The sequence below is a fragment of the Pseudonocardia sp. CA-142604 genome (assembly GCF_050948475.1).
In the GTDB taxonomy this organism is placed as follows: Bacteria; Actinomycetota; Actinomycetes; order Mycobacteriales; family Pseudonocardiaceae; genus Pseudonocardia; species Pseudonocardia alaniniphila.
In genome coordinates this window covers 4185831-4211112 of sequence record NZ_CP192045.1, presented here as the reverse complement: position 1 = coordinate 4211112, position 25282 = coordinate 4185831, and the positions used below count along the sequence as shown (strand labels likewise).

21 protein-coding genes are annotated in these 25282 nt (G+C 71.4%); 8 read left to right on the top strand and 13 right to left on the bottom strand.

Going from position 1 to position 25282, the window contains the following annotated elements; translation table 11 throughout:
* Positions 1–107: 107 nt before the first annotated feature.
* Positions 108–1391: an IS256 family transposase gene (locus tag ACQPZQ_RS19170; RefSeq protein WP_433292910.1), complete on the bottom strand. Its 1284-nt coding sequence runs from the start codon at positions 1389–1391 to the stop codon at positions 108–110.
* 195 nt (positions 1392–1586) lie between these two features.
* On the opposite strand from ACQPZQ_RS19170, the gene ACQPZQ_RS19165 reads away from it, so the two are divergent.
* Positions 1587–2522 (top strand): SDR family oxidoreductase, encoded by a 936-nt coding sequence (locus ACQPZQ_RS19165; RefSeq protein WP_433297661.1) that lies wholly within the window; start codon positions 1587–1589, stop codon positions 2520–2522.
* A 43-nt stretch (positions 2523–2565) separates the two neighbouring features.
* On the opposite strand, the gene ACQPZQ_RS19160 is transcribed toward ACQPZQ_RS19165, so the two are convergent.
* The 3 genes from ACQPZQ_RS19160 to ACQPZQ_RS19150 all read right to left on the bottom strand — a co-directional run bounded on the left by ACQPZQ_RS19160 (position 2566) and on the right by ACQPZQ_RS19150 (position 7738).
* Entirely contained in the window at positions 2566–3600 is a 1035-nt protein-coding gene (locus tag ACQPZQ_RS19160; protein WP_433297658.1) for an LLM class flavin-dependent oxidoreductase, read from the bottom strand.
* Between the two features lie 152 nt (positions 3601–3752).
* Positions 3753–6566: an AAA family ATPase gene (locus ACQPZQ_RS19155; protein WP_433297656.1), complete on the bottom strand. Its 2814-nt coding sequence runs from the start codon at positions 6564–6566 to the stop codon at positions 3753–3755.
* A 182-nt stretch (positions 6567–6748) separates the two neighbouring features.
* Complete coding sequence (locus ACQPZQ_RS19150; protein WP_433297653.1) at positions 6749–7738, bottom strand: GlxA family transcriptional regulator; 990 nt, start codon at positions 7736–7738, stop codon at positions 6749–6751.
* A gap of 208 nt (positions 7739–7946) precedes the next feature.
* Here ACQPZQ_RS19150 and ACQPZQ_RS19145 point away from each other — a divergent pair, with 208 nt between their 5' ends.
* Positions 7947–8918: a hypothetical protein gene (locus ACQPZQ_RS19145; protein ID WP_433297650.1), complete on the top strand. Its 972-nt coding sequence runs from the start codon at positions 7947–7949 to the stop codon at positions 8916–8918.
* A gap of 3 nt (positions 8919–8921) precedes the next feature.
* On the opposite strand, the gene ACQPZQ_RS19140 is transcribed toward ACQPZQ_RS19145, so the two are convergent.
* Complete coding sequence (locus ACQPZQ_RS19140) at positions 8922–9344, bottom strand: nuclear transport factor 2 family protein (RefSeq protein WP_433297647.1); 423 nt, start codon at positions 9342–9344, stop codon at positions 8922–8924.
* 100 nt (positions 9345–9444) lie between these two features.
* Between ACQPZQ_RS19140 and ACQPZQ_RS19135 the strand changes: the two genes are divergently transcribed.
* Entirely contained in the window at positions 9445–10164 is a 720-nt protein-coding gene (locus ACQPZQ_RS19135; protein ID WP_433297645.1) for an ArsR/SmtB family transcription factor, read from the top strand.
* Here ACQPZQ_RS19135 and ACQPZQ_RS19130 read toward each other — a convergent pair.
* The 3 genes from ACQPZQ_RS19130 to ACQPZQ_RS19120 form a co-directional block, all read right to left on the bottom strand.
* Positions 10113–10880, bottom strand: coding sequence for a FadR/GntR family transcriptional regulator (locus ACQPZQ_RS19130; RefSeq protein WP_433297642.1), 768 nt, complete (start codon positions 10878–10880; stop codon positions 10113–10115). The genes ACQPZQ_RS19135 and ACQPZQ_RS19130 overlap by 52 nt on opposite strands.
* Positions 10881–10904: 24 nt before the next feature.
* The gene (leuA, locus tag ACQPZQ_RS19125; RefSeq protein WP_433297639.1) at positions 10905–12722 is read right to left on the bottom strand and encodes a 2-isopropylmalate synthase; all 1818 of its coding nucleotides are present in this window, start codon (positions 12720–12722) and stop codon (positions 10905–10907) included.
* A gap of 81 nt (positions 12723–12803) precedes the next feature.
* Positions 12804–13754, bottom strand: a complete 951-nt coding sequence (locus ACQPZQ_RS19120; protein WP_433299287.1) for an NAD(P)/FAD-dependent oxidoreductase — start codon at positions 13752–13754, stop codon at positions 12804–12806.
* A 398-nt stretch (positions 13755–14152) separates the two neighbouring features.
* On the opposite strand from ACQPZQ_RS19120, the gene ACQPZQ_RS19115 reads away from it, so the two are divergent.
* From ACQPZQ_RS19115 to ACQPZQ_RS19095, 5 genes are all read left to right on the top strand, one after another.
* Positions 14153–14488: a histone-like nucleoid-structuring protein Lsr2 gene (locus ACQPZQ_RS19115; protein WP_433297637.1), complete on the top strand. Its 336-nt coding sequence runs from the start codon at positions 14153–14155 to the stop codon at positions 14486–14488.
* Positions 14489–15660: 1172 nt separating this feature from the next.
* On the top strand, positions 15661–15936 hold the full coding sequence (locus tag ACQPZQ_RS19110) for a hypothetical protein (RefSeq protein ID WP_433297635.1): 276 nt from the start codon (positions 15661–15663) through the stop codon (positions 15934–15936).
* The gene (locus tag ACQPZQ_RS19105) at positions 15929–16162 is read left to right on the top strand and encodes a hypothetical protein (RefSeq protein ID WP_433297633.1); all 234 of its coding nucleotides are present in this window, start codon (positions 15929–15931) and stop codon (positions 16160–16162) included. The genes ACQPZQ_RS19110 and ACQPZQ_RS19105 overlap by 8 nt, the downstream gene beginning before the upstream one ends.
* A 57-nt stretch (positions 16163–16219) precedes the next feature.
* Positions 16220–17518, top strand: a complete 1299-nt coding sequence (locus ACQPZQ_RS19100) for a hypothetical protein (RefSeq protein ID WP_433297631.1) — start codon at positions 16220–16222, stop codon at positions 17516–17518.
* Positions 17515–18498, top strand: coding sequence for a glutamate ABC transporter substrate-binding protein (locus ACQPZQ_RS19095; protein WP_433297628.1), 984 nt, complete (start codon positions 17515–17517; stop codon positions 18496–18498). The genes ACQPZQ_RS19100 and ACQPZQ_RS19095 overlap by 4 nt, the downstream gene beginning before the upstream one ends.
* Before the next feature lie 22 nt (positions 18499–18520).
* On the opposite strand, the gene ACQPZQ_RS19090 is transcribed toward ACQPZQ_RS19095, so the two are convergent.
* The 5 genes from ACQPZQ_RS19090 to ACQPZQ_RS19070 form a co-directional block, all read right to left on the bottom strand.
* On the bottom strand, positions 18521–19087 hold the full coding sequence (locus tag ACQPZQ_RS19090) for an FHA domain-containing protein (protein ID WP_433297626.1): 567 nt from the start codon (positions 19085–19087) through the stop codon (positions 18521–18523).
* A 65-nt stretch (positions 19088–19152) separates the two neighbouring features.
* Positions 19153–20430, bottom strand: a complete 1278-nt coding sequence (locus ACQPZQ_RS19085) for a VWA domain-containing protein (RefSeq protein ID WP_433297624.1) — start codon at positions 20428–20430, stop codon at positions 19153–19155.
* Positions 20427–21503 (bottom strand): protein phosphatase 2C domain-containing protein, encoded by a 1077-nt coding sequence (locus tag ACQPZQ_RS19080; protein ID WP_433297622.1) that lies wholly within the window; start codon positions 21501–21503, stop codon positions 20427–20429. The genes ACQPZQ_RS19085 and ACQPZQ_RS19080 overlap by 4 nt, the downstream gene beginning before the upstream one ends.
* Positions 21494–23866, bottom strand: a complete 2373-nt coding sequence (locus tag ACQPZQ_RS19075; RefSeq protein ID WP_433297621.1) for a tetratricopeptide repeat protein — start codon at positions 23864–23866, stop codon at positions 21494–21496. The genes ACQPZQ_RS19080 and ACQPZQ_RS19075 overlap by 10 nt, the downstream gene beginning before the upstream one ends.
* A gap of 70 nt (positions 23867–23936) precedes the next feature.
* A complete protein-coding gene (locus ACQPZQ_RS19070) occupies positions 23937–25100 on the bottom strand; it encodes a hypothetical protein (RefSeq protein ID WP_433297619.1) in 1164 nt (387 codons plus the stop codon).
* Positions 25101–25282: the final 182 nt, after the last annotated feature.

Below are 25282 nucleotides of genomic sequence, written 5' to 3'. Positions count from 1 at the left end.
CAGAGGACCTGAAACTCCCATTGCTTCTACCGAGACATCAGCATTGCTGATGGCGGCGTGCCGCTGGTCGCCTAGAGCAATCGTCAAGACCTGTGGATGAAGATCTTTTAGGCTGCTTCGGGTTGATGGGTTTCGTCGGGTCGTTCGACGAGCTTGCCGTTGACGAACACCGCGCCGGCGCGGACGAGCGCGACGAGGTGCGGGGCGTTGACCGCTCGCCAGCGGTCCTGGGCGGCCTCGATGAGCTTGAACGCCATCGCGAGCCCGGCCGCGCGTGAGCCGGGACCGCGAGTGATCTTCGTGCGGTGCCGCACGGTCGCGAAGGTCGACTCGATGGGGTTCGTGGTTCGCAGGTGGATCCAGTGCTCGGCCGGGTAGTCGTAGAACGCCAACAGCACCTCGAGGTCATCAGTGATCTTCGCGACCGCCTTGCCGAACTTCGCGCCGTAGACGGCCTTGAACGACGTGACGGCGTCGAGGGCGTGCTGCTTGTCCTCGGCGTTCCAAATCTCGGCGAGGGCCTTCTTCGCCCCGGGATGCGCGCTCTTGGGCAGCGCACCCAGAACGTTGCCGATCTTGTGGAACCAGCAGCGCTGCTCCCGCGTGGTCGGGAACACCTCGCGCAGCGCGCCCCAGAACCCGAGCGCGCCGTCGCCCATCGCGAGGACCGGGGCGTGCATACCGCGCCGTGCGCAGTCGCGCAGCAGATCCGCCCAGGACTCCATAGATTCCCGGTAGCCGTCGGTCAGCGCGACGAGCTCCTTCCGCCCGTCCGCGCGAACGCCGATCATCACGAGCAAGCACAGCTTGTGCTCCTCGAGGCGGATGTTGACGTGGATCCCGTCAACCCACAGATAGACGTAGTCCACACCCGACAGATCCCGGGTGGCGAACGCGCGCTGCTCGGCCTTCCATGTCTCGGTCAACTTCGTGATCACCGGCGCCGACAGGCCGGCCGAGGAGCCGAGGAACTGCCCCAGGGCGGGCACGAAGTCTCCGCTGGACAGGCCGTGCAGGTAGAGCAGCGGCAGCACCTCGGTGACCTTCGGGGTCTTGCGGCACCAAGCCGGCACGATCGCCGAGGAGAACCGGGCCCGCTCGCCCGTCTCGGGATCGACGCGCCGATCGTTGACTCTAGGCGCGATCACCTCCACCGCCCCGGCGCTGGTCAGGACCTCGCGAGCCTGGTGGGAGCCGTTGCGCACCACCAGCCGGCGCCCGCTGGAATCGCGCTCGCCGATGTGGCGGGCGATGTAGTCGTCGACCTCGGCCTGCAGTGCTTCGGCCAGCATCCTGCGGGCGCCTTCGCGGACGAGCTCGTCGATCAACGACGCACCACCGCACCGGCGGTCGTCATCGGCGTCGGCAGCTCCAGGAACTACGGTGAGCACGGGTCGTACCTTCCCGACCGGCGTTGGCGCGCCGGCCTTGCTTGAGAGCCTCAAGATCACCGGGAGGGTACGACCCACCCTCGTGATCCACAGGTTTCAAGCATTGCTCGTCGCCTACCTGTGACGAGCCTGCTCATCAGATCATGGAACGCACAGAGGCTCGCTGTGATCCCGGCTTTCTGACACCCTTCGCCCGTGGCGTGGACGCCGGATCGTGAGGCGCTTCGTGATCGGGTCGCCGTGGTCGCCGGGGCGACCCGCGGTGCAGGGCGCGGAATCGCCGCGGCACTGGGCGAGGCAGGCGCCACGGTCGTCTGCACCGGACGCAGCAGCGCGACCGGCGTCGGGACGATCCGGTCCGACTACGACCGCGCCGAGACCATCGAGGAGACCGCCGAACTGGTCACCCGACTCGGCGGGGTCGGGATCGCGATGCAGGTCGATCACCTCGAGTCCGACCAGGTGCGACGCCTCGCCGATCGCGTCCGCGACGACCACGGCCACATCGACGTGCTCGTGAACGACATCTGGGGAGCGGAGGTGCTCAAAGGCCGGCCCCAGGAATGGAACACCCCCATCTGGCAACACGACCTGGACCGCGGTCTGCGCATCCTGCGGCTGGCCATCGACACCCACCTGATCACATCGCATCACCTGCTGCCGCTCCTGATCGAGCGCCCTGGCGGGCTGCTCGTCGAGGTCACCGACGGCACCACCGCCTTCAACGCCGACCGGTACCGGATCTCGGCGTTCTACGACCTGGCGAAGGTGGCGGTGAACCGGCTGGCCTTCTCCCAGGGTCACGAGCTCGCAGACCACGGCGCGGCCGCCGTCGCCATCACCCCGGGCTGGCTGCGGTCGGAGATGATGCTCGACAACTTCGGCGTCACCGAAGACAACTGGCGCGATGCCCTGGAGCCCGGTCTCGTCGAGGGCTACCCGTCGGCGCCCGACGGGTTCGACTCCTCGGAGTCGCCCCGATACGTCGGACGCGCAGTCGCAGCGCTCGCCGCCGACCCCGACCGGGCACGCTGGAACCAGCATTCCGTCACGTCCGCGGATCTCGCCCGCGAATACGGCTTCACCGACATCGACGGTTCCCGACCCGACAGCTGGGCCACGCACCGCTGACCGGATCGCGATCGGCACCGGGCGCCACCACCCTCACCGGGTATCAGGCCGCGCCCTCATTCAGTTCCGGGAACGCCGGCATCACCTCGTCGGCCAGCAGCGCAACCGATCGCTTCGACACCTCCAGCGGCAGGTCACCGAAGGCGAGGCGGCAGAGCACGTAGTTCACCCCGGCCTCCGCGGTCTCCCTGAGCGCGGCTTCGCGGACCGTCGCCGCGGAACCGACCAGGCACATTCCCGTGGAGACGGCGGCCTCGAAAGACGGCGCGAAGGGCAGCGGGAAAGGGACGTCGTTCTCCCGCCACAACAGCGTGAGGTGGTCGTACCACAGCTCGTACGCCGGGCGGGCGGCGTCACGTGCCTCGGCGTCCGTGTCGGCGATGACCACGTGCCGGCTCATCCCGAGCAGCGGAAGCGCGGACGTCTTCCCTGCTCGGGACCATGCTGCGCGGTAGGCGTCGGTGAGCCGTCGGATGTCGGAGGGCGTGGCACCCCCGACGACGATGTTGACGTCGCGTTCCGCGGCCCACCGTGCCGACTCCGGCCGGGAAGCGCCATACCAGAGCGGCGGGTGGGGACGCTGGACCGGCGTCAGATGCAGTGGCACGCCGCGGAGCACGAACCGCGGACCGTCGGCGCTGATCCGCCCGGAATCGGCGCCGGCGAGCAGGATCTCGACCGTTTCCCGGTAGATCTCGGCAGCGTCGTCCGGGGTGACGTCGAAGAAGCCGAGCTCGAGCGGAGAGGCGCCGCGCCCGATGCCGAGCTCCAGGCGGCCACCGCTGAGCTGATCCAGCATGCACATCTCCTCGAGAATCCGCAGGGGATGCTGAAGGCCCAGGATGGAGACCAGCGGGCCGAACCGCAGACGGGTGGTCCGCTGGGCAACCGCGGCGAGGAACAAGCCCGGCGACGGCGCCATGCCGAGTGGCGTGCCGTGGTGCTCGGCCACATGGTAGGCGTACAACCCGGCCCGATCGTAAATCTCGGTCAGCGCGAGCCGGTCGGCATACTGCTGCCCGATATCGGTATCGGGCCCACCCGCACGGTCGAGATGGTCGAATACTCCGAATTTCACAAACCGTCTCCTTTGCCGCAATGTCCGAAACCCGCTGTCCGCCGCAGTATCCAGCATCCGTGGACGACTCCGGCAGAGTGAGATCGAGGTTGCCGGAATCGCATTCACGTGCAATCGAGGCGATCCGCAGCAACTGATCGGGCCCGCTACTTTCAGCGAGATGATCGACGGTGCGCCATGGGGTCGACGCCACCGGAGGAAGAGCGGCGGAGCTGCCTGCGTGAGGTGATCTGGAGCTTTCCGAAGATGTTGGTCATGTGCCACTCGATGGTGCGAGGGCTGAGGAAGAGCCGGGCGGCGATCTCGGAGTTCGTGAGGCCCTCCCGCACGAGGCGTACGACTTGCATCTCCTGGGCGGTGAGCTCGCTGGTGGTCTCGGCTGCCTGTCGTGGGGCGGGCTCGCCGCTCGCCTCCAGCTCGCGCGCGGCGCGCCGGGCGAACGCCTCGGCGCCCATCGCCGCGAACATCTCGTACGCCGTGCGCAGGTGCCGGCGCGCGTCCGTGCGACGTTGTTCGCGGCGTAACCATTCGCCGTAGACCAGGTGTGCGCGGGCAAGCTCGCTCCGGACACCGGCACGGGCGAGACGGTCGATCGCCTCGCAGTAGGCATCCTCGGCCGCGGGGCCATCGATCATCAACGCCCGTGAGCGGGCAGCCATGCCCAGCCCCCAGTCGGTGCCGCAGGCGCCGGTCGTCTCGGTGATGCGTTCGAGGGACGCGATGGCCTGTTCCGGCTTCCCGCTGCGAGTGGCCGCCTCGATCAGCTCGACCTCGGCGGCCCAGGTGGGCATGCCCAGTTCCTCGGGATGTTGCTCGCCGATCTCCCTGGCCGCGGCCAGCGCGTCGTCGTACTGGCCGAGGCTGTTGCTCAGCAACGCCTTCGCCCAGCCGGTGATGGTCAACCCGAGTGCGTAGCCGCGGCGCCGCCCTTCCGCGGTGGCGATCTCGGTCAGGCGGCGGGCCTCCTCTTCGCGGCCGCGCCACGCGGCAACCAGCGACGCGGCGTAGGGAACGGGCGGGCCTGCCGTCGCCTCCGTGACCGACTCCAGCTCGCTGCACAGCGAGGCTGCCGCCTCCAGTTCGCCCGCGAGGGTGTGCACCAGAATGCGGGAGCTCATGGCCTCGGTGAGTACGGCGAGCGCGCCGGCCTCCCGGGCGAGCTGGACGAAATCAGCGGTGAACACGTCCCAGATCTCGAAGTCCCACGCCAGCGATGCCGAGGGGCACGCGAGCCAGTGCCAGCGGAGCGCGTCCTGCGCGCAGATGTGCTCGCGAAGGGCGCGGAGCGCGTCGCGGATCAGCGGCATCCCGGCCGCGTAGCCGTCGGTGAACCGTGCCACCAGACCGTCGAGAAGGAGATCGACGGGCCGTGGGGGCGTTTCCGCGGGAGGAGCGGACCGTGCGGCCTCGGTCACGTCCTGCAGGCTCGTGCCGCCGCCGGTTGGATCGGCGACCATCGCCGTGGACAGCGCCTCGAGACAGGTCTCGCGCGACAGCCGCACGTCCGACGACCGGAGCTCGCCGGCCGCCTCGAGAAACAAGGGAGGAGCGTCGCTGCAGCGCACGGTGAAGGCGATCCGGGCGTGCAGCAGGTCGGCCTGTGCCAGCTGCAGCGGCGTCAGCGGGCCGGCCTCCGCCACCGACACCAAGCCGAGGGCTGCGCTGGGCAGACCGGCCTGCTGTTTGGCCTGCGCCGCAGCGAGTGCCCGCCCGGCCCGGCGCGCCGGCTCGGACGTCAGCTCCGCCGCACGTTCCAGGAACGCCGCCGCCGCGGCCAGTCCGCCGCGCTCCCGCGCTCGCCCTACCGAGCGCTCGAGGTCCGCCGCGACATCTTCGTCCGGTTCCGCTGCGGCCTGCGCGGCATGCCAGGCCCGCCGGTCCGGATCAGCCTCAGCATCGGTGACCTCCGCGAGGACACGGTGAGCGTTGCGCCGATCCTCCGCGGACGCGGCCTGGTAGACCGCCCAACGCTCCAGCGGATGACGAAACAGCACCTGCTCCCTGATCTCGACCAGGCCCGCTCTGATCGCCGCCGCCTTGGCCGCCATGCCGATCTGCAGTCGCTGGGCAGCGCGCCACACCAGTAGCGGCTCACCCGGCGGCTCCGCGGACGCAACCAGCAAGTACCGCTGCGTATCCGCCCCCAGCTGCCTGAGCTGCCGTCGGAAGCCCGCCTCGATCCGGGACGGCAGGGCCGCCGTGCTCACCGGCCCGAACCCGCCGGCCAGCTCGCCCTGTGCAAGTCCCCGCGACAGCTCCACGAGGGCCAGCGGGTTCCCCCGCGTCTCGGCCACGATCCGATCCCGTACCTGCTCGTCCACCGGCCAGACGAGTGCCGAGCTCAACAGCGCCCGCGCCTCCTCGTCGGGCAGACCCGTGACCGCCAGCTCGGGCAGACCAGCGAACTCCGGCACGTCCGCGGACTCGCGAACCGCCACGACCACCGCGACCGACTCCACTCCCAGCCGACGCGCCACGAAGGTCAGTGCCTGAACCGATGCCGTGTCCAGCCACTGCACGTCATCGACGACGCACACCAGCGGCCGCTCCCTGGCCACCTCGGCGAACAGATCCAGCACCGCCAGACCCACGCGGAACCGGTCCGGCGGCTGCCCGCCGCACAGCCCGAAAGCCGTGGACAGCGCCTCCTGGTGCGGACCGGGCAGCCGCTCCACCCCGCTCAGCATCGACTCGCACAGCTGGCGCAACCCGGCGAAGGCCAGCTCCATCTCCGCCTGGACACCCGAGACGCGTTCTACCCGACAACCCCACGCCTGATCGACCAGATGGTCCAGCAGCACCGTCTTGCCCACACCGAGCTGACCGTGCACCACCAGTGCCCGGCTCTCGCCCGACCTCACCGCGTCGAGCAGCTCGTGGAGCACCCGACGCTCGCTGCGCCGGTCAAGCACGACGAGACAACCGGATCCGTCGGCTTGTGCATGCCAGGAGAACAGCCGCAACATCCGGCGGCCTACGACAACAAATCGGGTATTGCCCGATAATGCGGATCATGTCGGCGCCTCCCACTGATCTCGGATACGGCAGCCACCGTTTTCGCAGTATTCGCGGCCCGGTCCCCGGATACAACCGCCATGGATCGAACTGAGTGGCCGGCGTTACCGGCCGATCTCGCCTGTTCCGGAGTTCACCGATCCATATCGCCGACGATCCCCCCGAGCCCGGCCCGGCTGGATCGGAACTGCGACGGCGAGACTCCCGCCCACGCCACGAACGCCTGCCGCAAGGATTCAGCGGAGGCGAACCCGCACCGGCGGGCGATAACCGCGACCGGCTCGCGGGTTCCGGTGAGCAACTGGGAGGCCGCCTCCAGGCGCGCATCGCGGACCAGCCGTGAGGGGGTCCGGCCGACGTGTTCGACGAACAGGCGGCTCAGATGCCGCTCACTCACCCCGGCGAACGCGGCCAGGCGGGCGACGCCGAGATCGCCGTCGAGGTGACTGATCACATGGTCGATGACCCGCTGCACGAGAACCTGGTCGGAGCGCAGGGTCGTGGTGAACAGGCTCACCTGCGCCTGACTCCCGGGACGCTTCAGGTAGGTGACCATGCCGACGGCGACGCGGCGGGCGATCTCGGCCCCGTGGTCCTCCTCGATGAAGGACAGCGTGAGATCCAGAGCTGCCGTGACCCCGCCGGACGTCGCGACCGCGCCGTCCCGGACGAAGATCGGCGCCGGGTCGACGTGCACCTGGGGATAGCGCGCGGCGAGCCGTCCGGCCTCGTGCCAGTGCGTTGTGGCCCGGCGGTTGTCGAGCAACCCGGTGGCGGCCAGCACGGTCGCCCCTGTGCACACCGAGGCGACCCGCCGTGACAGCCCGGCGAGCCGCAGCACCTGGCCCACGAACCGGGGGTTGGTGGCGGCGGCCTCGTGTCCTTGTCCACCCGAGACCACCAAGGTGTCGATCGGGCCGCCCATCGCGTCGATCCGGCCCTGCCCGCTCAGCTCGAGCCCGGAGTCGCACCGCACCGGCCGGCCCAGCGGCGTCGCGAACACGACCTGGTACGCCGGGTCGGCACCCATCCGGTTGGCATAGTCGAACCCGGTCGTCACACACGCGACGTCGACGAGCTCGATGCCGTCGAATCCGACGACGACGATCAGCCGCCCCACCATGGCAACACCGTACGGGCGATCGGTGATCGCGCTGTACGGCTGATCCCTCCGAATCGGCCTATCCGATCAGTACGGACAGGAATCCCAGCGAATCGGACGAGCCGCGCGCGCCCCGATCACCGAACCTCCGGACCCGTCGATGCTCCCGGCAGGCGCTGCGTCGCAACTGCGCGACGGCCCCTCCGGCGACGACAGGGAGATGGCAGGGATGCACGACACGACTCCGTGGCCGGACGTCCGGGAGTGGCACCGGCCGCTGCTGCTCGTCGCGGCCGCGACCACGCCGTTCGTCGTGATCTCGCTCGCCGGGATCGCGTTCGACGGTCGCGTCCTGGTCGGTGCGCCGATCTGGTACAAGCCGTTCAAGTTCGCGGTGTCGATCGTGATCTACGCCCTGACCTGGTCGTGGCTGGTGGCCTACCTGCCCCGGCGCCGGCTCGTGCGGTGGAGTGCGGCGATCATCGCAGCGGCTCTGGCGATCGAGTACGTGATCATCGTCGGCCAGGTGGTGCGCGGCCGGCAGAGCCACTTCAACGTTGCCACCGCACTCGACGCCGCCTTGTGGGGAACCATGGCCACGTCGATCATCGTGCTCTGGCTCGCCAACCTCGTGGTCGCTGTCTTCCTGGTTCGTAGGCAGATCGGCGGCCGCCCGCTCACCTGGGCCGTCCGCGCCGGCACCGTCATCTCTCTGTTCGGAATGGGCATGGCCTTCCTGATGACCCGGCCGACCGCCGCACAGCAGGACTCGCTGCGCGACGGCGGTTTCGCCGGGATCATCGGAGGGCACAGCGTGGGCGTCGCCCACAGTGGACCGATCATGCCGGTCACCGGATGGAGCACCACCGGGGGCGACCTACGGATCGCGCACTTCGTCGGCATCCACGCGCTGCAGGCGCTGCCACTGCTCGCCATGCTGCTGTCGCTGGTGGCCGGGCGGGCCGTCCTGCTCCGCGCAGAGACCGTCCGCACCCGACTCGTCGTCGTGGCCTCCGCCGGGTACGCGGGGTTCACCTGCCTCACGTTGTGGCAGGCGTTGCGCGGCCAGCCGCTGCTGCGCCCCGACGGACTCACGATGGTGGTCGCAGGCCTACTGGTGGCGCTCGTCGTGGCCGGTGCCGCGGCAGTGGTCGCCGCGGGCAGGCGAGATGCGCGGCGCCTTCAGCGGATGGACACGTGATTCTCATCTGGGGTGGTCTCCATTGGTGAGCGTGCCGACACTGAGCCAGCCCCAGTAGACGCGGTGGTGGGCGATGAGACCGTCGCGGATCTCCATCATCTCGACGATGTCCATCTGGTCTCCATCCGGAGACTCCCGCGGGTACTCCCAGGTGAGCCGGGAGCCGTCGGTCAGCAATCCGCCACGGAACCGGCGGCGCTTCTCGGGCTGGTGGGAGAACACCTTCTCCACGAACCGCCGCAGGTTCTCTCGGCCGCGCACGATGCCCTCGTCGGTGCCCAGCAGGTAGCAGACCAGTGGGCTCTCCAAGGTCGCGTCGGGCTGGTAAAGCGCCATCGCGGCGTCCAGATCCTTGGCTCCGAGCGCCTCGTCCCAGGCGGTGAAGATGTGCTCGATTCGCCCCTCGGCCGTCGTCGGCTCGGCCATGGTCGCCACCCTCTTCCTGTCGTTGATCAGCTGACGAGTTCGACGCTAGGCGCGCAACGTTTTGCTCCGGACCCAATCGTGGCTGTGGCACTGTGATGGCATGACGAGCGAACCGACGGCGGGGCGCGTTCTCGATCGGGATCTGGCGCCGGTGGCGTCGCTGATCGGCGACCCGACGCGGATCGTGATGCTCGCCGCGCTGGCCGAGGGCCGCTCGCTACCCGCCGGCGATCTCGCCCGTCGTGCCGGCGTGCATCCAGCCACCGCGACCGCGCATCTGCGACGGCTGGTCGAGGGTGGCCTGGTCGTGGTGCGCTCGCAGGGCCGGCACCGCTATCACGAGCTGGCGGGACCACAGGTGGCCGCCGCCGTGGAAGCAGTTGCGCAGCTCGCGCCGGCCACACCGGTTCGCTCGCTGCGAAGCGATCGAGCCGCCCGGACGCTCGCCGAGGCGCGCACCTGCTACGACCACCTCGCCGGGCGGCGCGGAGTCGAGCTGCGCGACCGCTTGCTCGCCGTCGACGCCCTCCGGATGCTCGACGACCGTGATCACGAGCTGACCGCGGCCGGACGTCGCCTCATGGCGGATATGGGGGTCGAGCTGCCGGAGCTGGACAGGACGCGGCGGGTCTTCGCCCGGACCTGCCTGGACTGGACCCAACGGCGCCCGCACCTGGCCGGCGCGCTTCCCGCCGCGCTCACTCGCAGGATGCTCGATCTGGGATGGGTCAGCCGGGCGACCGGGCGGAGCCTGCGCGTCGCTCCGGACTACGACCGCCGGCTCGACGCGTGGTTGTCGAGTTCGGACGGATCGCGCTGACCGACTGACTGCATCTCGCCGCGCAGACGTACCAGAGTGGCGTGCACGTTCCTCCGGGTCGCCACGACGGCTGCATCGGCGTCGCCGTCGGCGATCGCGTCGACGAGTGCATGGTGGGCGGCTTCCACTGCGGCGACCTCGTCGGGGGTTCGCAGGGTGCTGTCCGCGACGATGTCCTCCGCCGCATTGCGCAACGCTCCGAGGAACGACCCGAACACCTCGACGAGCACGTTGTTGTGGGCGGCGGCCACGACCGCGGTGTGAAACTTGAGGTCGGCTTCGACAAGCTCGGCCGCGGACGTCGCGGCGTCCCGCTCCGCGAGCGCATGGCGCATCCGATCGACGTCCTCGGGGGTGCGGCGCTGTGCCGCAAGCTCGGCCGCCTCGACTTCGAGTGCGGCCCGCACCTCGTAGACCTCGGCGATCGCAGCCCGCCGCAAACGCTGTTCCAGCGCGGGGAGCGGGGTTGCCGAGACCACGATCGTGCCCAGCCCGTGCCTGGTCTCGAGCTGGCCCGTCGTGATCAGAGCGCGCATCGCCTCACGCGCCGTCGGCCTGCTCACGCCGAGCTGCCTGCTCAACATCACTTCGCCCGGCACTCTGCTACCCACCGGCCATTCGCCGGAGGCGATGAGACGGCTCAGCTCGCTGGTCGCCTGCTCGACGAGAGATCGGCGCCGCACCGGCTGAACCGCCACCATCGCCTCCGTCACCATTCGTAGCTCGCCCCCGGCGTGAACCTATCGTTCGGCATCGAGCTTTTCGGGCGCGGCGCGGTTCACGGCGGCGATCACGGCGTGCACCGACGCAGTGAGCACCGACGCGTCCAGCCCGACGCCCCAGGCATCGACCCCGTTCACACGGCACAACGCGTATGCGGCCGCGACGCTCTCCCGCCCGGGTGACGTGGTCTGCTCCTGGAAGTCGAGGACGTCGACGTCGATGCCCACTGTTGCAAGGCCCTCGGCCAAGCCCGCGAGCGGGCCCGCGGAGGTCCCCTCGACCGCGCGCACCGGACCTCCGGTGCTCACCTGGGCGGCGAACAGGTGCTGACCTGTCCGCAACTGCCATGTTCCCCAGTCGTGGAGGTCGACGGCACCCGGCCCGGACGTCGTGCCGGGCTCCACGTACTCCTGCTGGAACACGCTCCACAGCTCCTCCGGGCCGATCTCCGCGCCGGTGCGGTCCGTGAGGCGTTGCACGACCGCGGCGAAGTCGATCTGGAGGCGGCGGGGCAGCACGAGGCCGGCGTGGGACTGCAGCAGGTAGGCGATGCCGCCCTTTCCGGACTGGCTGTTGACCCTGATCACCGCCTCGTACGTGCGTCCCAGCTCCGCGGGGTCGATCGGCAGGTAGGGCACGTCCCACGCAAGCTCGTCCTCGGCGATCCCGCGCTCCGCGGCGAGAGCCGCATGCCGGGCGAACCCCTTCTTGATCGCATCCTGGTGTGTGCCCGAGAACGCGGTGTGCACGAGATCGCCCCCGTAGGGATGGCGTTCATGGACGGAGATCCGGTTGCACTGTTCGACCACTCGCCTGATCTCGTCGATGTCGGAGAAGTCGATCTGCGGATCGACGCCCTGGGTGTGCAGGTTCAGTGCCAGCGTCACCAGGTCCACGTTCCCGGTGCGCTCACCGTTGCCGAACAAGCAGCCCTCGACGCGCTGTGCACCCGCCATCAGAGCCAGCTCTGCGCACGCCACTCCGGTGCCTCTGTCGTTGTGCGGGTGCACCGAGAGGATCACCGCCTCCCGCCGGTCCAGGTTGCGGTGCATGAACTCGATCTGGTCGGCGTAGACGTTCGGCGTGGAGATCTCCACCGTCGCGGGCAGGTTGTGGATCACGGGGCGATCCCGATCCGCGTCCCACACCTGCGTCACCATGTTGCACACCTCGAGCGCGAAATCCGGCTCCGTCAGGTTGAAGACCTCCGGGGAGAACTCGAAACGCACCTCTGCGTCCCAGCCGTCCACGGCGCGTGCGATCCGCTCGGCCGCGTCGCGGATGCGCCGCGCCAGCCCTACCCGGCCCTCGCCGATCACCGTGTTGCGCCACAGCGGCGCCGTGGCGGTGTAGAGGTGCACGACCACCCGGCGCAGGCCGGATATCGACTCGATCGTGCGGTCGATCAGCTCCGCCCGAGCAGGGGTGAACACGACGGCCGTGACGTCCTCGGGGACGAGTCGCTCGTCCGCGAGCTCGCGGACGAAGTCGAACTCCACCTGGCTCGCTGACGGGTAACCGACCTCGATCTCGGTGAAGCCCATCCCGACCAGCAGTTCGAAGAACTGCCGCTTGCGCCCCAGATCCATGGGCTCGACGAGAGCCTGGTTGCCGTCGCGAAGGTCGACGGGGACCCACAGCGGCGCCTCCGTGATGCGCCGCTCGGGCCACGTCCTGTCGATGAGGGGGACGTCGACCCTGTCGTGGGCGGGCCGGTAGCGGTGCGACGGCATCGCACTGCCCCGCTGCCGGTTCCACCAGGGCGCGGTGGCCGGTCGCGGGCCACGCGGCGTGCGCAATGACGTGCTCGGGCGAAGTGACGGTGAACCTGCCATGGACCCAACCTAAGAGACATCTGGTTGTCTGACAACCAGATATCCGAGCCCACCATTGCCGGCGCCCCGATTGCCGGCCGGTCAGCCCATCGGCCGGCCGACGACGTCCTGGCCGGCGTTCCACCCCGCGATCTCCCGCGCCACGTCCTCGTCGATCAGAGCGTTGTTGATCGCGATCGCCACGGCGCTGGCATGACCGGCGGCGCCGATGACGGTCAGGCCCGGATTGACACTGCTGCCGGCCGCCCAGACGTTCGGCACGCTGGTACGCCCGGTCGCGTCGGCGTCGATGGCACCTGCCATCGGGCCTTCGGAGAGGACCGGGCAACCGAGCCGCGCGGCGAGATCCGAGGGTTGACGCCGGGCAGTCACCACGAACAGCGCCTCCCGAGGGAGCGTCTCGCCGGTGACGAGTCGAACGGCGGTGAGCCGGTCTCCGTCGACCTCCACACGGGCGACGGGATTCTCGCGGATCACGACGCCGGCACGCCGCAGATACTCGAGCCTGGCCTCGTCCAGCCCGGCGGGGCCGTTGCTGATCAGGGCCAGGTCCGGCGTGAAGCGCAGCAGCAGGAGCAGGTGCTGCCACGCCCGGGGCCCCGACCCCACCACGGCGACGGCCTTGTCCCGCGCCTCCCAGCCGTGGCAGTAGGGGCAGGCGACGACGTCACGACCCCACCGGCTCGCCAGCCCGTCGATTGCCGGAAGGTCCTCCACGATTCCGGTGGCGAGCAGGAGCGCCCGGGCATGCCACCGCGCGCCGTCCTCGGTGCGAACCAGCCAGTGCGGATCATGCCGTCGCACATCGACCACGGAACCCGGCACGATCTCGACGCCGTAGCGGAGGGCATCCGCCCGCCCTCGTGCGAGCAGCGCATCCGGGGCGATGCCCTCGTGTCCGAGAAGGTTGTGCACAGCGCTCGCAGCAGCATTGCGCGGCCTCCCTCCGTCGACAACGGTCACGGTTCGACGTGCCCGTCCGAGCATGAGAGCGGCCTGCAGACCAGCTGAACCGCCACCGACAACGACCACGTCCACTGCTTGTCGAGTCACCGCTGTACACCATCACGACGTCCCAGGATTCGGCCAGATATTCCCATCTGCTGAGATCACGGACACCATGCGGCCGGACCGCGCACGTGAAATTCGCCAGGGCGGGCCGCCGATCGGCCCGGACGGCGCGATCCTGCCCGGGAACCCCGTCGGGGGTACCCAAAGCGATTCGCGGATGCTCCGGCCGGCCGGGGTTATCCCCACATTCGGCTCGGCACCGGGAATCCTGCGGTTCCGCGCCCGGCGCCGCCAATGATGGAGCTTCCGGTGACCCGCGACTCCCCGACGGATCGACTTGCCATACTGCACCGAAACAATTATCTTGATCGCGTCCCCCGATACGGTTCATCCGTAGCAACCCGTGAAAGGCAAGCCACGTGGCGAAGCAGACGACAGTCACCCTGGTCGACGACTTGGACGGCAACGAGGCCGACGAGCAGGTCGAGTTCGCGGTGGACGGCAAGGCCTACGAGATCGACCTCTCGGCGGCCAATAGCGCCAAGCTGCGGGAGGCCCTCGCTCCCTTCGTTTCCGCTGCTCGCCGCACGGGCGTCCGCCGCCGTTCGGCCGGCACCACCGCAACGGTCCGCCCGAGCGTCGACCGCGAGCAGAACCAGGCCATTCGCGAATGGGCGCAGCAGCGCGGAATGAAGATCTCCGAGCGTGGCCGCATCCCGTCCAACGTGCTCGAGGCCTACCACCAGAAGAACTGACGGGGGCCGGCCCCCACCGTTCTACCGCCGTGGGGGCCCGAGGCGCTGCGTACGCCAGGATTCCGCTGAGCATGCGCCTCGGCCCCCAGGTAACGGGCTCGACAGCGCTCCCCCGCAGGTCATCATGGGCCCACGAGATCGCGCTGCCGCGCCGATCACCGAACACCCGTCGCTCGGCATCACGTTCACCACGGTCGCGGGCCGTCTTCTCGTATGCCGGTATTCCGGTTTACACGTCGAGATCGCGTCCGCGAGCGTGCGCTCGTCATCGTCGGCTGACGGCGTGTACGGTCGGCGCATTCGCCAGTAGCGATGCACCACACGAATCAACGGCTCCAGGTCGCGGTTGCACTCCTGGCCCTGCCTACTCGGGCCGGTTGTGCCGATAGACATCAGAGGGTAGGTCCGCGAGTTCCCGAAGCGCTGGGTCTCTGACCGGAACAGCAACTAGTCGATCTACGGCCACCCCAGGTTCAACTCGTCTGGATAGCGTCGCCACGCGCCGCTCCCGGCACACCCTCTACGTTCCGCGGCTCGCGCACCCCACGGTGTACTCCGAATCGGCCTTGGCGATGGGAATCTTTGCGCGCTCGCCCAACGAGTGGCCCGGTTGTCACCGGCCCGACAACGGCGGCGACAACCGCTCGAACAGCCGTATGCCCTTCGCGATCTTCTTCCCCGCACCCCGGCAAAACTCTTGCCCGGCGCACCGCGTTCGACGGCCCGATCCCTCCCGGGGGCAGGTGACCCCACTCGGCCGCGTTCGGCGGCAGTCTCCGAGCCGTTCAACAGTTACGAAACCGAAGAACAGAGACACATGCGTGTCCCGCGTCTCGACCAGGGGTCGTAACGGCGCTGCCGCTGCGCGGTCGCCCGGCCTCCGCACCGTGGCCGCATTAGCCACCCTCAGGCCGTCCGGGGTTTGAGTTCTCCTCACACGCGCGACACGCTGGTCGCCGGTCGAGATCCGGGCGGAGCGAGGTGAACCGTGGCGGGCAGGGCGAGGAGCACGACAATACGCACGGGCGAAGCCCGGAAGCCGCAGGAGTCGGCCGTGCACGCCGATACGGTGACCACTGAGCGGGCCGCCGGAGTGCACCCGGCCGAAGGCCGCTTCGCGGGACGGCGCTCGGCGACGGTCAACCTCCCCTTCGTGACCAGCCCAGTTCCTTGTGCCGGACCTGCAACTGCCGAGCCGGGCGGAGCTCGGCTGGGTCGTGCACACGGCACAGTCGATGCTGCCGTCGGGCAGGTCACTGTTGTTCTTCGGCGGACTCGCGGCAACCGCGATCGCCGGGATCATCGAGTGGCCGGTCGCCGCAGCCATTGGTGTCGGTAGCGCGTTGGCCGGTCAGGGCGCCACGAACCCGGAACCGCGCAGCGGGACACCGCACGCGATGCAGGCCGGGGCAGGCGGCACGAACGGCCCCGGGGGCACCAGTGGCTGAGCCCGCGGAGACGGTAGCGCCACCCCTGGTGGCGACGCGGCTGCTGCAGAACCCGCTGGGTCAGCGGGCGGCACCTGGTGCCCGGGGCGACATCGTCCGGGTCACCGACGGGCGGGCCACGATCTATCTTCTCCCCCAGGAGTACGACGCAGCCGATGATCGCTCGCTCCGGTGGCTGCTGGCGAAGCAACGTCCGCCGGAACGAGGTTGCCGGCGCGACTTGTGATCACTTCTCCGGGAGACCTCGGGGCTGTGTCTCGATACAGTGCGCCCGGGGGGATCAATGAGCGTGCTCACGAAGAACGCGCCGGTGTCCGTTGCGCGAGTGCGCGAGCTCGTCGCGGGCGGGGCCACGCCGCAGCGGCTACGCCGGGTCGGGGCCGTCCTGCTGGTCGGTGCGTTGCTGGCCGGGGTCGTCGGGCTGGCGAACGGCCTGTCACGCGCTGACGCCGTCGGGAGCGAGGGCGCCCGCCTGGCCACGCTCTCCGCCGACGCCGCCGAGATCTACCGCGCACTGGCGGACGCCGACGCCATGGCCACCAGCGGCTACGTCTCCGGCGGCACCGAGCCTGCAGCCGTCCGCGACCGATACGACAGCGACGTCAGCGCAGCATCCGAGCGCCTCGTGCGGGCAGCAGCCGGCCTCGCCGACGACGATCCCGCCGCCGACGACGTTGTGACGATCACGTCGAACCTGCCCGTCTACACCGCGTTCGTCGAGTCCGCGCGCACCTACAACCGCCTCGGTCTGCCCCTCGGCCAGTCCTACCTCGGCGCTGCATCGAACCTGATGCGGGAGACGATCCTGCCGGCCGCCGCGACGCTGCGCACCGCGGAGAACACGGCCCTCGACGCCACTCTCGCCCGCGGCGGCACCCTTCCGTTCGCCGTGGTCGTGCTCGGGATCGCTGCGCTCGTCGGCCTCGTGCACGCCTCGATCCGGGAGCGCCGCCGCACCAACCGCGTGATCAACCCGGGCCTGGTCGGCGCCGTGGCCGCGCTCGTCGTCCTCGTCGGGTGGTGGGTGGTCGCGACCGCCGTCGCGGGCGGGGCACTGCGCGGGGCCGATCGGCACGGCGACGCGGCGCGCGCCCTCGACGACGCCCACGCCGCCGCGCTGCAGGCCCGGAGCAACGAGAGCCTCGTGCTCGTCGCGCGCGGCGGAGCAGGGGCCTCCGACCAGGGCTTCACCGTGCAGATCGACCGCATTCTCGCGCCCGGCGCGCTTCTCGACACCGCGGCGGCGGCCGATCCCGACGCCGACCTGTCGACGGTCCGGGCCGCGGCCGAGCGGTGGCGCGACGCGCACGTGGCCCTCCGTGCGCTCGACGACGGCGGCCGCTTCCCGGAGGCGGTCGCCTCTGCGACCGGCACCGACCCGCAGGGCTCCGGGGCCACGTTCCAGGCGCTCGACGCGGCGCTCGGCTCGGCGACGGCCGCGCAACGCGCCGCGTTCGCCGACGACGCCGCAGTCGCACGGGCCGCTGTCGGCGCCCTGCCGGTGGTATCGGTCGTGCTGGGGGTGCTCGCGGCCGTGGGGATCGTCCTCGGGATCGGGCGCAGGCTGGGGGAATACCGGTGACCGGACACGAGACGCGCTCACGCCCGTCGAGCAGACTGCCGCTGATCGCCCTCGCGGTCGCCGGAGTGCTGGCGCTCGGCAGCCTGCTGCTGCCCGACGGCGGTACCCCCGCCGCCTTTCCCGCTGCGGCGACCCAAGCACCCGTGGCAGCGCCGACCCCGCCTGCCTGCAGCGAGGTGCGGGAGAGCCTGCGCCCCACCGGTCCGCTGCCCGCGCCCGGCGCGATGCCCCCCGGCTCGACCATGGCCGCGATCGCGGCGCGGGGCCGGCTGATCGCGGGTGTCGACCAGGGCAAGTACCGCGTGGGCTACCGCAATCCGATCACCGGGCAGATCGAGGGCTCCGACATCGACATCGTCCACCGGATCGCCGCCGCGATCCTCGGCGATCAGAACGCGGTGCAGTTCGTCGTCCTCGACATCGCCGACCGGGCGAGCGCCGTCCGGGACGGGCGCGTCGACATGGTCGTCAACAGCTTCACGGTCACGTGCGACCGGCAGAAGAGCGTCGAGTTCTCCAGCGCGTACATGACCGTCTCCCAGCGGATGCTGGTGCCGGTCGACAGTGGAGTGCACGAGGTGGAGGACCTCGCCGGACAGCGGGTCTGCACGTCGGAGGGCTCCACCACCGAGGACGTTCTCCGTGCACTGCCGCTCGGCTTGCAGGTCTCCACCCGTGCCGGGATCCCCGACTGCGTGCTCGACCTGCAGCACGGCAGGGTCGAGGCCGTCTCCAGCGACGACGTCATCCTGGCCGGGCTGGCGGCGCAGGACCCGCAGACCGAGATCGTCGGCCGCGCCCTCGACAACTCCCGCTACGCCGTGGGGATGCAGCTGGGCCAGCCCGACCTCGTCCGGTTCGTGAACGGCGTGCTGGAGCAGGCCCGCGCCGACGGCAGCCTCGCCGCGAGCAACCAGAAGTGGTTCACGGGCCACCTCGACACGGTCCCGCCGGTCGCGCCCGCCGTCTACCGCGACTGACCCGACTGGCGCGACTCGCGGATCAGGGGGCGTGGACGCTGAGCGTCGTCCAGGCGCCGATCTTGACCACGGTGCCGTCCGGCAGCGGCACAGGGGTGTTGGGCGGGATGAGGTCGGTGCCGTCGCCGACCGTCGTCCCGTTGGTGGACTGCAGGTCGACGATCGTCCAGCCGCCGTCTGCGCCGGGCAGCAGCAGCGCGTGCAGCGTGGAGACGCCGGGGTCGAGCGGCGGGCCGGACAGGTCGATCTCCGGGTCGATCCCGCGGGAACGGCTGCGACGCCCGATCGCCATCTGCGGGCCGCTGAGCGTGAACCGGCGCTCCGGGGCGTACGGCGGGAACTCGAGCGTGGCGGCATCCGGCCCGTCGCGGCGGCGCACCTCCTCGAACCACGCCCGGTCCGCGCGGACGACCGCCGTCCAACCGGCAGCCGGTGCGGGCTGCGCAGCAGGAGCGGTGTCCGGCACCGGCAGGTCCGCGTCGTGCCCGCACGCCTCACAGAACCGCCCACCCCGCGGCTCGCCGCACCGCGCACAGTGCGCAGGCGGCTCGGGTGGCGGCGCGGGCGGTGACGCCGTGGGCGCGGTCATGCGAGCCCCGCACGTGTCGCAGTAGTCCGTGGTCGAGGACTCGTGCCCGGCCGGGCAGGCGGCCATCAGCCCTCACCCCCACGCACCCGCACGGTCTTCACCGACCGGGTGTCGAGCGTCATCTCGTCGGCGGCGGACACGTCCTTCCGCAGCCGGACCGTGCCCGAAGGCGCATCGACGACCTCGACGACCTTCTCCAGCAGCCTCGCCGTGCCGTCGTTGCCGGACACATCGGCCAGCGCGACGGCCCGGCCCAGGCGCGCGGTGGCAGTCGGTTCGTCGCCCGCCTTGCGCGCGGCGAGGCCTTCCTGGATCGCCTGGGCGAGCTCGGCCTGTCCGGTGTAGTGGGCCACCCCCGGGCTGATCCTCGTCGAGAGCGCGACGTCCTCGGTCCAGACCGCCCGCATCCTGCCCTGGTCGCCCAGCGCCTCGTCCGAGCCCGACCGGACCAGGGTCACCCGGCCCGCGAGCATCTCGTCGCCGACCGCGCCGGGCGCGACCTCGACGCACACGTGGTACTCGCGGCTCTCCGCGCCCCACGAGCCGAGCGGGTAGTCGCCGCGCAGCGGGCCCGCCTCGGCGCGGCGGTCCGTGAGCTCCTCGACCGCGGGCGAGACCTGCTTGACGAACCGGATCGTCGCCCCGCGCGGTGTCCAGAGCCGCAGGGCGACGTCGGCGACACCCTTGCCCATCGCCGCACCCATCAGCGACCGGAAGTCGGTGGCGAGGTCGGCGGGGTCGGCGACGATGTCGACGGTGCCGAGCAGCGCCGAGGCGATCGCGCGCAGTTCGTCGACCTGCCAGTCGGTGCCGACGCCGCGGCAGTCGCACGCGATCAGCCCGGTCACCGACCTGAGCTGCTCGGCGAACCAGTCGGGGGCCTCGCCGTTCTTCCCATCGGTCAGCAGGATCGCGTGCTTGATCGAGCCGGGATGGGCCGCGGCGATCGCGCCTGCCGCAGCGAGCCAGGAACCGATACCTGTGCCGCCGCCCGCCTGCAGGAACCGCACGACGGTCGTCGCCTCGGCGCGGGTGGCCTCGCCCGCGACGGCCGTGCCGCCGCTGGGTGGATACACCTGGCTGGCGACGTGCGTCCCGGCGATCACGGCGAAGGCGACCCCGTCGCGCAGTTCGGCGATCGCCGCGGCGGTGGCCTGCCGCGCAGCGCGGATCCGGTCGCCCTGCATCGACCCCGAGCAGTCGATCACGATGACCTCGAGGACATCCGACGGTGGGGCGGGCGCGGTGAGGTCGCCGGAGGCCGTCACCGTGACGATCGCGTCGACGCGGGTCTCGCCCGCCGCGAGGTACGGGTTCTGGTCGACGTCGACGGCGAAGGTCATGCCGGACTCCTCTCGGGTAGGGGGATCGCGACGACCGTGATGTTGTCCCGGCCGCCCGAGTCCAGCGCATACCGCGTGAGCAGGGCGGCGATCCCGTGCGGGGTGTCCGCGGTGGCCGCGATACGGGCGAGGTCGCCGGGGTCGGGCAGGTAGTTCCACAGACCGTCGGTGCACAGGAGCAGAAGCCCACCCTCGGCGTCCACGGTGGTGACATCGGGGTGCGGCACCCCGTCCGCGCCGAGCCACCGGGTGATCGCGTGGGCGCGCGGATCGGCCATCGCCGCCGCGGGGTCGAGCACTCCGGCGGCGACCTGCTGATGGGCCCACGAGTGATCGGCGGTGAGCAGCCGCGAGGCCGGGCCGTCGAGGTGATAGACGCGGCTGTCGCCCACCCACGCGACCGTGACCCGGCCCGACGACCCGACCAGCGCGGCGACGAGGGTGCACGACGGGGCGTCGGGCTCCCGCACGGCGGCCAGCCCCGCAACGGCCTCGGCCGCGGCACCGACGGCACGCCGCAGCAGCCGTTCCTCCTCCGCAACGCCTGGGGCCGACTCCGGCGGCTGGTAGGTACGAGCCGCGGCCGGGCGCACCCGCACCGTCCGCCCGGTACGCGGTTCCTCCGGTCCGGCGCCCACCGGCACCGGCACAGGGGCGGGCTCGGCGTTCAGCAGCACGGAGAGGGCCGCTTCGGCGGCGGCCCGGGAGGCGTCCTGCGGCCGCCTCGTGCTGGAGACGCCGTCGCAGACCACCGCGGCGACCACGCCGGTGTCGCGGCGGAGTCCGAACGCCATCGCGTCCTCGTTGCGGGCGTGGACATAGCCGCGATCGCTCACGCCGGCCAACCGGCCGAGGTCGGCGGCGACGTGGTCGGTGCCGTCCGGGACCCGCCTGCCGCAGACGCCGCAGTAGTCGGTCTCATCCGGTGCGGCGCCGCAAGCGGCGCAGGCGCCGGGTGGGCGGGCATCGACCGTGCCGGCGCGGCGCAGCGTGAGGTCCAGGCCGCATCTCTCGCAGAACCGGTCGTCGACGCCGACGTCCGCCGCGCAGCGTGGGCAGGCGTTCACACCCATGTCCGGGGCCGTTCGGCGTTCGCGCGGTCGATGAGCTCCACCCGCTGGGCGTGGTCCGTGACGAGCCGCGCCGACGCCCGCAAGCATCGCTCCAGAGCCAACCGCAGGTCGTGCTCGCGCCAGGGCACCCCGAGCAGCGGGCCGTCCCCCGTGCTTCGTGTCGCGATCGCGGCGGTCAGCAGGGCGGCACGGACTCCCTGGTCGGTGGCGCGGTCCAGCGGCAACGACTCGACCCGCGCAGCGACGGCCCGCAGCTCGCTCGCCGGGGCAGACGTGCCTTCCGCGACCGTCGCCTCGACCACCGCGAGCTGGGCCGGGACGTGCATGCTCGACGTCATGGGGACGGCGTCGAGAGCGGTGATCGCCCCGGCCCGGTCCCCCGCCCGGAGGCGGCAGCGCGCCCGGACGAACGCTGCGTCGGCCAGTGCCGGGTCGGTCGCGGCCAGCAGCGAGGCGAGTTGCTCCGCGTGCGCGTCCGCACCGGCCCGCTCGGACGCGGCAGCGAGCGCGAGCTTCGGGGCCTGCTCGCCCGGCAGCGTCGAGTAGACGGCGTCGAAGGCGGTGACCGCCGCCGGGACGTCGCCGTCGACCAGCGCCGCGATCCCGGTGAACCAGTCGAGCCGCCAGTCGCCCGCCTCGTCCCGGCGCAGCGCGTCGATCGCGGTCCGTGCGGCCGCGGTGTCGCCGGCGTCGATGTCCGCCCGGATCAGTCGCAGCCGCAGTTCGGGGCTCGGCTCCCCCGGCCCACCGGTCTGCGCGCTCGCCTCGGCGATGCGGGCGATCTCCGCGCGGTCGACCGTGGCGGTGGCGGCGAGCACCCCTGCTGCGGGATCCGCAGGGTCCACCAGCGGGACGGGGAGCAGGGCCGCGACCGCCGCGGGATCGGGGCGCCCGACACCGTGCTCGTCGATCAACAGCCCGGGCGCGAACGTGCCGCGCGGCGGGCCGAACAAGGTGGACGCCGCAGGTCGCGGCCGTCCGTCCTCAGTGGCCAGAACCTCGCGCAGCACCCCCGTGAGCTGCTCGGCCATCTCGTCGCAGGAGTCGAAGCGGCGATATGGATCCGGGTCGGTCGCCCGGCGCAGGAGCCGGTCGAAGGACGGATGCCGCGTGAGCACCGGATGCGCGTCCGGATCGGGCAGCGGGGTGGGCACTCCGCGGCGCGCGGGCGGCATTCCGAGCGCCAGCACGGCGAGCGTGCGCCCGACCGTGTGCACATCGGACGCCGGCGACGGACCGAACGCCGCGATCTCGGGCGCCTGGTAGCCGATCGTGCCGAAGACAGCGCTGGTCCGGTCGTCGACGCCGATCACGGCACCCAGGTCGATGAGCGTGAGCTGCCGGTCGTACTGGATCACGTTCTCGGGCTTGAAGTCGCAGTAGACGAGGCCGCGGGCGTGCAGGTAGCCCAGCGCCGGCAGCACCTCCAACGCATAGGCGACGGCCTGGCCGACGGGCATCGGGTCGAGGCCGCCGTCGGCGCGCCTGCGCTTCTCCATCAGCTGCTTGAGCGACGAGCCGCCGACGTAGTCCATGACGATGTACTCGACCGGTGTGCCGTCGTCATCCGGATGCCGGACGAAGTTGTAGATCTTGACAATGGTGGGGTGGTCGACCTCCGCGAGGAAGCGCCGCTCGGCCACGGCAGCGGCCATCGCGTCGGCGTCACCGGCGTCGAGCAGGCCCTTGAGCACCACCGGCCGGTCGTTCACCGCCCGGTCGAGCGCCAGGTAGATCCAGCCGAGGCCGCCGTGCGCGAGGCAGCCGAGCACGTCGTACTGTCCGCCGACGAGGGTGCCCGTGGTGAGCTTCGGCACGAAGGAGAAGCGGGTTCCGTCCTTCGGGCAGAAGCCCTCCACACGTCCTGGCTGCCCGTCGCGGCTGCGCCCGACCGGGCTGCCGCAGCGGCTGCAGAACCGCTCCGACTCCGCGACCTGCGGGTCGGTCATCAGCGCGCTCACCGGGTCGAGACGCGGCACCGGTGGGACGTCGACCATCCCGGCCCCCAGTCGGCTGCGGGTGGCGGCGGTGCCGCTGCGCCCGCTGCCGCGGCGGGTGGGCCTGCTGGCGGGGCTGCCGGATCCGCCGGATGAGCTGCTGGTGGACCAGGTCGGCGCCGCAGCCGCCGTGCTGGGGCCGGCATCGGTGTCGGTCCCGGCCGCTGCCGGCGCCAGGCCGCACGTGTCGCAGTAGCCCTCGTCGATCGTGCCGTCACAGCCCGGACGACCGCACGACCCCGGAGGCGCGACCGCCGCGCTCGCCGAAGCCTCGACCGATGGCGGCGCGGCCGGAGCCAAACCGCACGCGTCGCAGTAGCCGTCGTCGATGGTGCCGTCACAACCCGGCCGGGCACAGGCACTCATCGCTCGTCCCCGCTGCGCTCGGCCGGTGCTGTGCACAGGCACCGTGACGCCGGTCCGCCCGCGAGCTCGATCATGCGGTCCTCCCCTCGGCCTGCAGCAGGCGCTGGTACTCGGCGAGCGCGCGGGTAGCGGCCGCCAGGTCACACGGCCGCGCCCACAGCACGGCTCGCAACTCCTCCTCGAGCCGGAGGATCTCGGGCTGCTCGGAACGGCCGAGGCGGTGTGCCTTGGCGCGGTACGCCTCGTAGCGCCCGCGCAGCTCGCCACGGCGCTCGATCAACCCGCTCGCCAGCTCCCGGGCGGCCCGCAGCGTGTCGGCCTCCGTCGCGACGGCGACGAGGAGGCCGTCGAGCGCCGCGGCCCTCGACGGCCAACCATCGATCACGAGCACGGCGGCCTGACGGGCGCGCAGCGCGGGCCTGCGGTCGGCCGGGGCGGGCGGCAGCGTGACGACGACGATCTCGGCGGCTCTGGCGCGGTCGGCGACCATCCGGCCGCGCAGCGCGTCGAGCTCACCGAGCGCGGCGTCGAGCCGGGCGGTGCGTTCGGGCCAACCGTCCCGGACGGCGGCCGCGACGCGAAGCCGCTCGACGACTGCCCCGACGTCGTGGGCGAGCGGGCCGGTGTCGACCGTCGAGCCGAGCGGATCCGTGGTCGCGGTCCGCTCGACGACGTCCAGTCTGCGGGTCAGCTCCGCGATCGCGTGCTGCTCGGTGCCGAGGTCGTCCGCGATGCGGCAGGCGTCGCGGAGCTGTTCGGCGGGCGAGGCGACGCGGGCGAGAGCGTCGCGATATGCGGCGTCGGCGCGCGTCACGAACGCGCTGACGCGATCGAACGCCGCCTCCATCCGGCGCTGGAGGGTGTCGAGGTCGATGTGCTCGACACGCTCGGGGACGCCGGTGAGTCCCCGCTCGTGGAGCGGGAGTGCGGTGCGGGACACCTCGATCGACGGATCGTGCAGCAGCCGCCTCAGCGTGCCGAGATCACCGCCGTCGGCGGCGGCTGTGGCGGCGTCGACGATCCTGCGGTGGTCATCGAAGTCGCGCCACAGCCCGGCGAGCTCACCTTCGATGCCTGCCCAGAGCCGCGCGGTCTCCCCCGTGAGCCTGCCGCTGGTGAGGAAGGCATGGCCGGGATGGCGCTCGAGCTCGACGAGCGCACTCGCCATCCTGCCCTGCACCGCGACCCGCTCGGCCAGCTCGGCCCGAAGTGGACGCGTTGCCCCGTTTGTCATGCCGTCCCCCCGAGGCGGCAGGGTAGCGCGTTCAGCCGGTGCCGAGCAGGATCTTCTGGGCCCGGGTGCAGGCCGAAGTAGCGGTCGATGAAACGGGATCGCCGCCCCGACGGCGTCCCGGCCGACCGCCTGCATCATCGTGTCGACGAGGGCGCCCTGGTTGACGTCGAACGTCCAGCCGT

What these genes read in the sequence shown, in the direction of transcription:
- ACQPZQ_RS19155 (WP_433297656.1), bottom strand. Translation starts at nt 6,566, where the DNA reads ATGTTGCGGCTGTTCTCCTGGCATGCACAAGCCGACGGATCCGGTTGT.
- ACQPZQ_RS19150 (WP_433297653.1), bottom strand. Translation starts at nt 7,738, where the DNA reads ATGGTGGGGCGGCTGATCGTCGTCGTCGGATTCGACGGCATCGAGCTC.
- ACQPZQ_RS19145 (WP_433297650.1), top strand. Translation starts at nt 7,947, where the DNA reads ATGCACGACACGACTCCGTGGCCGGACGTCCGGGAGTGGCACCGGCCG.
- ACQPZQ_RS19140 (WP_433297647.1), bottom strand. Translation starts at nt 9,344, where the DNA reads ATGGCCGAGCCGACGACGGCCGAGGGGCGAATCGAGCACATCTTCACC.
- ACQPZQ_RS19135 (WP_433297645.1), top strand. Translation starts at nt 9,445, where the DNA reads ATGACGAGCGAACCGACGGCGGGGCGCGTTCTCGATCGGGATCTGGCG.
- ACQPZQ_RS19130 (WP_433297642.1), bottom strand. Translation starts at nt 10,880, where the DNA reads ATGGTGACGGAGGCGATGGTGGCGGTTCAGCCGGTGCGGCGCCGATCT.
- leuA (WP_433297639.1), bottom strand. Translation starts at nt 12,722, where the DNA reads ATGGCAGGTTCACCGTCACTTCGCCCGAGCACGTCATTGCGCACGCCG.
- ACQPZQ_RS19100 (WP_433297631.1), top strand. Translation starts at nt 16,220, where the DNA reads ATGAGCGTGCTCACGAAGAACGCGCCGGTGTCCGTTGCGCGAGTGCGC.
- ACQPZQ_RS19090 (WP_433297626.1), bottom strand. Translation starts at nt 19,087, where the DNA reads ATGACCGCGCCCACGGCGTCACCGCCCGCGCCGCCACCCGAGCCGCCT.
- ACQPZQ_RS19085 (WP_433297624.1), bottom strand. Translation starts at nt 20,430, where the DNA reads ATGACCTTCGCCGTCGACGTCGACCAGAACCCGTACCTCGCGGCGGGC.
- ACQPZQ_RS19080 (WP_433297622.1), bottom strand. Translation starts at nt 21,503, where the DNA reads ATGGGTGTGAACGCCTGCCCACGCTGCGCGGCGGACGTCGGCGTCGAC.
- ACQPZQ_RS19075 (WP_433297621.1), bottom strand. Translation starts at nt 23,866, where the DNA reads ATGAGTGCCTGTGCCCGGCCGGGTTGTGACGGCACCATCGACGACGGC.
- ACQPZQ_RS19070 (WP_433297619.1), bottom strand. Translation starts at nt 25,100, where the DNA reads ATGACAAACGGGGCAACGCGTCCACTTCGGGCCGAGCTGGCCGAGCGG.